This is a genomic window from Gemmatimonas sp., assembly GCF_044345575.1.
Classification (GTDB): domain Bacteria; phylum Gemmatimonadota; class Gemmatimonadetes; order Gemmatimonadales; family Gemmatimonadaceae; genus Gemmatimonas.
The window spans coordinates 1-6,901 of sequence record NZ_JBIJAW010000175.1 but is presented as its reverse complement, the minus strand read 5'-3'; the positions used below and the strand labels follow the sequence as shown (position 1 = coordinate 6,901).

Below are 6,901 nucleotides of genomic sequence, written 5' to 3'. Positions count from 1 at the left end.
AGTGGCGACGTAACATGCGTACGGGGGGGGGGGGGGGGGGCGCGCTTCGCGCGGGAACTGCGGAAGTAGTAAAGAGTTGCCGCCCGACGGTAAAGCGCAAGCATAATCTTTGCGCGCCCTGCTGTTGGGTGGCAACCCGTTACTCTTTGCGCCGTTTTCGCGCGAAGCGCGCCTTTACGCCGTTCTCGCGCGCGAAGCGCGCGCTAGCTATTGTGGCCCATGCTTCCGCTGATCGGGATTCTCATCGTTATTGTTGGCTTCGCGCTGCGCCTCAATGCGCTGCTCGTGGTTACGCTCGCGGGCGTCGCCACCGGTCTGGCCAGTGGCCAGTCGCTCCCCGACGTTGTCGCGGCGTTCGGCAAGGCGTTCGTCGACAGTCGTTACATCGCCATCGTCTGGCTGGCGCTGCCGGTGATCGGGTTGGCCGAGCGCTCGGGGCTCAAGGAGCGCTCGCGTGAGGTGATCAGTCGCATTCAGGCGGCAACGGCCGGCCGCGTGCTGCTGGTGTATCTGGCGTTGCGCCAGATCACCGCGGCGCTTGGCCTCGTGTCGCTTGGTGGCCACGCCCAGATGGTACGCCCACTCGTCGCGCCCATGGCCGAAGGCGCGGCGGAAAACACGCATGGTGATCTTCCGGACACCACGCGCGAGCGCATCAAGGCCATGGCCGCCGGCGTCGACAACGTGGGGATGTTCTTCGGGGAAGATGTCTTTGTGGCGATCGGGTCCATCCTGCTCATTCGCGGCTTCCTCGAGCAGAACGGCATCATCGTGGAGCCGCTACAGCTCGCGCGCTGGGCTATCCCCACCGCGTTGGCGGCGTTCGCGCTGCACGGCGCGCGGCTGTGGCTGTTCGACCGGCAGATTGCGCGGCAGGTGGCCGCCGAGGCGACGCAGGCGACGGAGCACACCCCATGATCAAGCTCGAAGCGATTTACGTGCTCATGGGGCTGCTCACCGGTGGCATCGCCGTGGTGAATGCTCGTGACGCGAGCAACCCGCGACGCTGGCGCAACACGCTGTTCTGGGGGGTGTACGCGCTGCTGTTTTTCGCGGGCTCGTATCTCAGCGATCTCGTGAACGGGATGCTCGTGCTCGTCATGGTGGGCACGGCGGCGGCTGGATTGGGGCAGGGTACGCGCGAAACCACTTCGGCCGCCGACCGGCTGGCGTCGGCCCTGCGCCATCGCAACCGCCTCTTTATTCCGGTGCTGGTGGTGCCCTTTGCGACCTTCGCGGGCAGTGTGCTGCTCAAGGATCTCACGATCGGCGGTGTCCCGCTCGTTGACCCGAAGCAGGTGACGCAAATCGCGCTCGGGATCGGCACGGTGCTCGGATTGCTTACGGGTATGGCGCTGCTGCGCCCGCCGGTCAGCGCTCCCATCGTGGAGGCGCGCCGGCTGATGGACAGTGTGGGGTGGGCCGCCGTCCTGCCGCAGTCACTCGCTGCCCTTGGCGCCGTCTTCGCCACCGCGGGAGTGGGGAAGGTCGTAAGTACGCTCGCCACGACGTATCTCCCTCTGGGATCACCAGTCGCGGCAGTGGTGGCGTACGCGGTAGGTATGGCGCTGTTCACGATGATCATGGGCAATGCCTTCGCCGCGTTCCCCGTCATGACGGCCGGCATCGGGTTGCCGCTCGTCGTACAGCAGTACGGGGGCGATGTGGTCATCGTCACCGCGATCGGCATGCTGTCCGGCTTCTGCGGGACCCTCATGACGCCGATGGCGGCCAACTTCAACATCGTGCCCGCCGCGCTGCTCGAGCTCACGGATCGCTACGGCGTGATTCGCGCGCAGGTGCCCACCGCGCTCATGCTGCTCGCGGTGAACATCGTGCTCATGTCCATCTTCGCGTTCCGCTGAACTTTCCGCGTCTCCCATTCACCGTGTCTCTCGACAGCCAGTTCGCCCGGCTCGCGCTCTCGCACGTGCGGCGCGAGTATCCCAACAAGCTCGACCACGTATTGCTGAGCAGCGACGACCTGCAGTCCCCGTCGCAGCTGCATCCGGTGTTCTACGGCAGCTTCGACTGGCATTCGTGCGTGCACGGCTATTGGCTGATGGCCACGCTGCTGCGCCGGCATCCGGCCCTGCCCGAGGCCGAGGCGATTCGCCGGCTCTTCGACGAGCAGTTCACCGCTGAGCGCATGTCGGTGGAAGTGGCCTATGCCGCGCATCCGTCGCGCCGCGGTTTCGAGCGGCCGTACGGCTGGGCCTGGCTGCTGATGCTGCAGGCCGAACTCAATCGGCATGACACACCAGGCGGCCGTACATGGGCCGCCGAGTTGCAGCCACTCACCGATGTCTTCGTGGGGCGCTTTCTCGCGTTCCTGCCGAACGCTACGTATCCCATCCGCGTCGGTACGCACTTCAACACGGCCTTCGCCGTGCGCTTGGCGCTGGAGTATGCCGACGGCACCGGAGACACCACGCTCGCGGCCGCTTTGCGTGACGCGGCACGACGCTGGTATCTGGCCGACCGCGATTGTCAGGCGTGGGAGCCGAGTGGTGACGATTTTCTTTCGTCGGCACTCATGGAAGCGGAGTGCATGCGCGTCGTCCTCGATGGGCCAGCCTTTCACGCGTGGCTCGATGCCTTCCTGCCACGGATCGCCGACCAGCAGCCTGGCACGTTGTTTACGCCGGCGTTCGTGAGCGACCGGACCGATGGCAAGATCGCGCACCTCGACGGACTCAACCTGTCGCGCGCCTGGTGCTGGCGCAGTATCGCGCGTGCCTTGCCCGCGGACGATGCCCGGGTCGCGACGGCCGAGCGTGCGGCCATGGCACATCTCGAGGCGAGTTTGCCGCATGTCGCGGGCGACTACATGGGCGAGCACTGGTTGGCCACCTTCGCGCTCCTCGCGCTGCTGGCTGAATAGCACCTGCGGGTGCGGACAGGCAGCGCGTGCGCCAGGGTTGGCAGCACGGGCGTAGCGAGTAGCTTTGCGGCATGCACCCCGAGACCGCTCTCCTCGTCACGCTGGCTGGCGCCTTCGGCGTGGCGTTCGTGTTCGGCTTCATGGCGACGAAGCTGCGCATGCCGCCGCTCGTCGGGTATCTGCTCGCCGGGACGGCGCTCGGCCCACATTCGCCGGCATTCGTGGCGGATGTGTCGCTGGCCGGACAGCTCGCCGAAATCGGCGTGATTCTGCTGATGTTCGGTGTGGGGTTGCACTTCTCTCCCGGCGACCTGCTCAAGGTGCGTCGCATCGCGCTACCCGGGGCGCTGCTGCAGATGGTCGCGTCGTTCGGCATCGGCCTGGCGCTGGCGCTGTCATGGGGATGGGCGGTCGGCGGTGCGGTGGTTTTCGCTCTCGCGTTGTGTGTGTCGTCGACGGTCGTGGTGCTCCGCGTGCTGGAAGACCGCGGGCTGCTCGATTCCGTCGATGGTCGGGTCGCGGTCGGGTGGTTGGTGGTGGAAGACCTCGCCGTGGTGGTGGCGCTCGTACTGCTCCCCACGGTGCTCGAGGCCCTTGGTGCCGGTGGTCACGGTGACACGGCCGTTCTCGCACGGTCGGTCGCCATCACCGTGCTCAAGGTCGCCGCGTTCATCCTCCTCATGGGGGCCGTGGGCCGTCGCGCGGTGCCGTGGTTGCTCACGCACGTGGCCCGCACGGGATCGCGTGAGCTGTTCACGCTGTCGGTGCTCGCCGTGTCCCTCGGCGTGGCCGTGGGCGCCTCGGCACTCTTCGGGGTGTCATTCGCGCTCGGTGCCTTCGTGGCCGGCGTGGTGATCAGCGAGTCCGATCTCAGCTATCGCGCCGGTGCGGACGCGCTGCCCATGCAGGACGCGTTCGCCGTGCTCTTCTTCGTGTCGGCGGGCATGCTTATCGATCCGGAGGTGCTGCTCCAGCAGCCGTTCAGGGTCGTGGAGACCGTTGGGGCGATCATCGTTGGCAACGGCCTCGTGTCGGCCATCCTGATGGTGCTGTTGCGGCATCCGCTCGGCGCTTCACTGCGACTTGGGGCCAGCCTCGCGCAGATCGGTGAGTTCTCGTTCATTCTGGCGGCGCTCGGCGTCTCCCTCGGGGTGTTTCCCGAGGAAGGGCGCAGTCTCATCCTGGCCGGGGCGTTGTGCACGATCGTGCTCAACCCGTTCGTGTTCTGGGCTGTCGGGAAGCTCGATACGTGGCTCACCCGCTACCCGAAGCTCATCGATCGCCTGGAGCGGCAGAAGGCGCCCCGCCTCGTCACGACCGATCTCTGGATGGCGACGCCGGCGAATCACGCGATTCTCATCGGGTACGGTCGCGTGGGACGGACCATCGGCGAGGCGTTGCAGCGCGTAGGCTTCCCTTTCATCGCCATCGATCAGGACCGTCGCGTCGTCGAAGCGATACGCACGCTTGGGGTGACGGCGGTGTACGGTGATGCCACCCGGCCGGGTATCCTGGAGCATGCGCGTCCCGAGTTTGCGCGGATGCTCGTGATCGCCTCGCCCGATCCGTACCATGCGCGGCACATCATCGAGCTGGCGCGCGCGCGCAATCCCGAGATCGACATCATCGTGCGCACGCACGCCGATACGGAGCAGGAGCTCTTCGAGCAACTCGGCGTGAGCAAGGCGCTCATGGGCGAACGCGAGCTCGCGTTCGGCATGGCATACCACAGCCTGCGTTCGGCCGGTGTGGACGACGATCAAGCCGACGACGTCATCCAGCATCTGCGCGGTGGCGGTCGCATGCACACGCGGGAGTTCACGCAGGTGATGCTCGACCACGGTGGCGCGCCGGCGCCCCGATAGGCGCCGACGCCCGATACTTACACGGCCGTGATGCCCGGCTTGCCGTGCTCCACGCGCCAGCGGCTCGCCGTGACGATGGGGGCACCCGGCTTGTCGACGAACGGCACCGAGCGATAGTCGGTGTGCCATGCCTTGTCATCGACCTTGCAGGTCACGTAGCCACGTCGGTTTTCGAACCACTTGAGGTGCGGGTTCTCGCGCTTCATGCCGTCGAGGCGTGCAGCAGGCACTTCACCGCCGTTCCCGCCGGACGCGATGCTGGTGCCCACGAACTCCGCCGCGACCACCGGGCGGTCTGGACGCGTGAAGTCGCTGCGCAGTTCGTTGACCCAGTTGCTGTGAATATCGCCGGTGAGCACCACCGTCCGGTTGGCAGCGCGTTTGCTGATTTCATTGAGCAGCCGGTCGCGCGCGACCGGGTAGCCGCTCCACTGATCCATACTGGTGCGCACGTCATCACCGTCGGCCGCGTCGTAGGGGCCCACCATCACCTGGTTGGCCAACACCTGCCAGTGCGCGCGTGAGGCACCCAGACCGTCCGTCAGCCACTTCTCCTGCGGTGCGCCGAGCAGGCCGCGGCGGGGATCACGCGCCTCGTCGCACATGAGCTGGGTACCGTCGCCGCACGCCTGATCGTCGCGGTACTGCCGCGTGTCGAGCACCCAGAAGCGCGCGAGCGCTCCCCAGTTGATGCTGCGCGTGATGGAGAGATCGGCCCAGCTCTGCGCGCGCGGTACGCGCACCGGCTGGTGCTCCCACCAGGCCTGATACGCGGCGGCCCGGCGGGTGCGCATCTGCTCCGTGCTTTCCATGCCGTTCTCGCCAATGAGACCGGCGTAGTTGTTGTCCACCTCGTGATCGTCCCACGTGACGACCCACGGGCACAGCCGATGGGCGGCCTGCAACGCCGGGTCGGTCTTGTACTGGGCGTAGCGACGGCGATAGTCGTCGACGGTGCGCACCTCGAGGCCGTGGTGCATGCGGATGCCCCGGCTGTTGCCCGCATACTCGTAGATGTAGTCGCCCAAGTGCGCCACGAGGTCGAGCGATTCGCGCGCCATGTGTTCGTAGGCGGTGAACAGCCCCTGCTCCCAGTGCTGGCAGCTCGCGAAGGCGAAGTTGAGCGGCGTCATGGCTCCGTCGGCCGGCGCGGTTCGGAACCGTCCCACCGGACTCACCGCATCACCCGTGCGGAACCGGTAGACGTACCAGCGGTCCGGCTGCAGCCCCGTCACGTCGATATGGACGCTGAAGGCCAGCTCAGGTGCCGCGGTGGCGCGTCCCTTCTTCACCACCTTCGTGAAGCTGTCGTCGTCGGCCACCTCCCAATCCACGGTGACGCGCAGCCCGTTCATGCCGCCGTCCGGCTCGAAGGGGCGGGGCGCGAGCCGCGTCCACAACACGCCGCCGGTGGCGGTCGGGTCGCCCGACGCTACGCCCAGCGAGAACGGGTCGTCGGCAAAGTGGGGGCGCGAGGTCACGCGCCAGATGTTGGGCACTACGGCGCACAGCGCAGCGTAGCGCGTCAGGTCGGAAACGAAGAGGCGACGGTCCATTCCCATAGCCTACGCCCCGGCGCGTCGAGCGCGAGGGGAAGACCGCCCGAAACCATCCGTCGGTGCCGTGGCGTTACGCCGTCATGACATCACCTTCGCTTTCCCGGCGCGGCGGACAGGGGGTCGGTACCCTCACCTACGCCCGTTCACGCCTCTACCTCGGCATTTCCGGTGTGGGGACGGCCGTGCTGGCCGCCACCGCCCTGCTCGCCTTCGATATCCCGTCGGTCGGTTTCGCCACCACCCCCGAGCAGTCGGTGGGGCGTTCCCTGTTCGCCGTGGGGCTCTTTTTCGCTTTTTCCTTCGGGCTGTTCTTCCTCTTCGACCTGCTGGGCGGCGCGTGGGTCGTGCGCCGCAAGGATAACGCACCGTTCTGGTTGGCTACGTGGCTCCGTGGCGTGGCTGTGCAGTGGACGGTCTGGATGCTCACGGCCGCCGCGCTGATGCTCACGGCGCGCGCGGCTGGTACGATGGCCGCAATCGGCGTGTTCGTCGTCATCCAGTTCGTTCTCGCACTCCTCCGCGGCACCTTCGCGCGCATTATCGCGCCATTCGGTGTGGATACGCTGCCGCCGGTGTTCGCCGAGGCCGCTGAG

Annotated in this window: 6 protein-coding genes; 5 read left to right on the top strand and 1 reads right to left on the bottom strand. The window is 67.1% G+C overall.

What is annotated here, in order from left to right:
* Positions 1-219: 219 nt before the first annotated feature.
* The 4 genes from ACIQ6O_RS10840 to ACIQ6O_RS10825 all read left to right on the top strand — a co-directional run bounded on the left by ACIQ6O_RS10840 (position 220) and on the right by ACIQ6O_RS10825 (position 4,749).
* On the top strand, positions 220-918 hold the full coding sequence (locus tag ACIQ6O_RS10840) for a DUF969 domain-containing protein (RefSeq protein WP_396207806.1): 699 nt from the start codon (positions 220-222) through the stop codon (positions 916-918).
* A complete protein-coding gene (locus ACIQ6O_RS10835; RefSeq protein ID WP_396207805.1) occupies positions 915-1,865 on the top strand; it encodes a DUF979 domain-containing protein in 951 nt (316 codons plus the stop codon). Before ACIQ6O_RS10840 ends, ACIQ6O_RS10835 begins: the two co-directional genes overlap by 4 nt.
* 23 nt (positions 1,866-1,888) lie before the next feature.
* A complete protein-coding gene (locus ACIQ6O_RS10830; RefSeq protein WP_396207804.1) occupies positions 1,889-2,884 on the top strand; it encodes a DUF2891 domain-containing protein in 996 nt (331 codons plus the stop codon).
* Between the two features lie 71 nt (positions 2,885-2,955).
* Positions 2,956-4,749 carry a cation:proton antiporter gene (locus ACIQ6O_RS10825; protein WP_396207803.1) on the top strand — a complete coding sequence of 598 codons (1,794 nt, stop codon included), beginning with the start codon at positions 2,956-2,958 and terminating at the stop codon, positions 4,747-4,749.
* A gap of 17 nt (positions 4,750-4,766) precedes the next feature.
* Here ACIQ6O_RS10825 and ACIQ6O_RS10820 read toward each other — a convergent pair whose 3' ends face one another.
* Complete coding sequence (locus ACIQ6O_RS10820) at positions 4,767-6,305, bottom strand: alkaline phosphatase D family protein (protein WP_396207802.1); 1,539 nt, start codon at positions 6,303-6,305, stop codon at positions 4,767-4,769.
* Between the two features lie 83 nt (positions 6,306-6,388).
* Between ACIQ6O_RS10820 and ACIQ6O_RS10815 the strand changes: the two genes are divergently transcribed.
* On the top strand, positions 6,389-6,901 hold a 513-nt coding region (locus tag ACIQ6O_RS10815), incomplete at its 3' end, for a hypothetical protein (RefSeq protein WP_396207801.1).

Coding starts and splice junctions, on each gene's coding strand:
- ACIQ6O_RS10840 (WP_396207806.1), top strand. CDS start 220: ATGCTTCCGCTGATCGGGATTCTCATCGTTATTGTTGGCTTCGCGCTG.
- ACIQ6O_RS10835 (WP_396207805.1), top strand. CDS start 915: ATGATCAAGCTCGAAGCGATTTACGTGCTCATGGGGCTGCTCACCGGT.
- ACIQ6O_RS10825 (WP_396207803.1), top strand. CDS start 2,956: ATGCACCCCGAGACCGCTCTCCTCGTCACGCTGGCTGGCGCCTTCGGC.
- ACIQ6O_RS10820 (WP_396207802.1), bottom strand. CDS start 6,305: ATGGACCGTCGCCTCTTCGTTTCCGACCTGACGCGCTACGCTGCGCTG.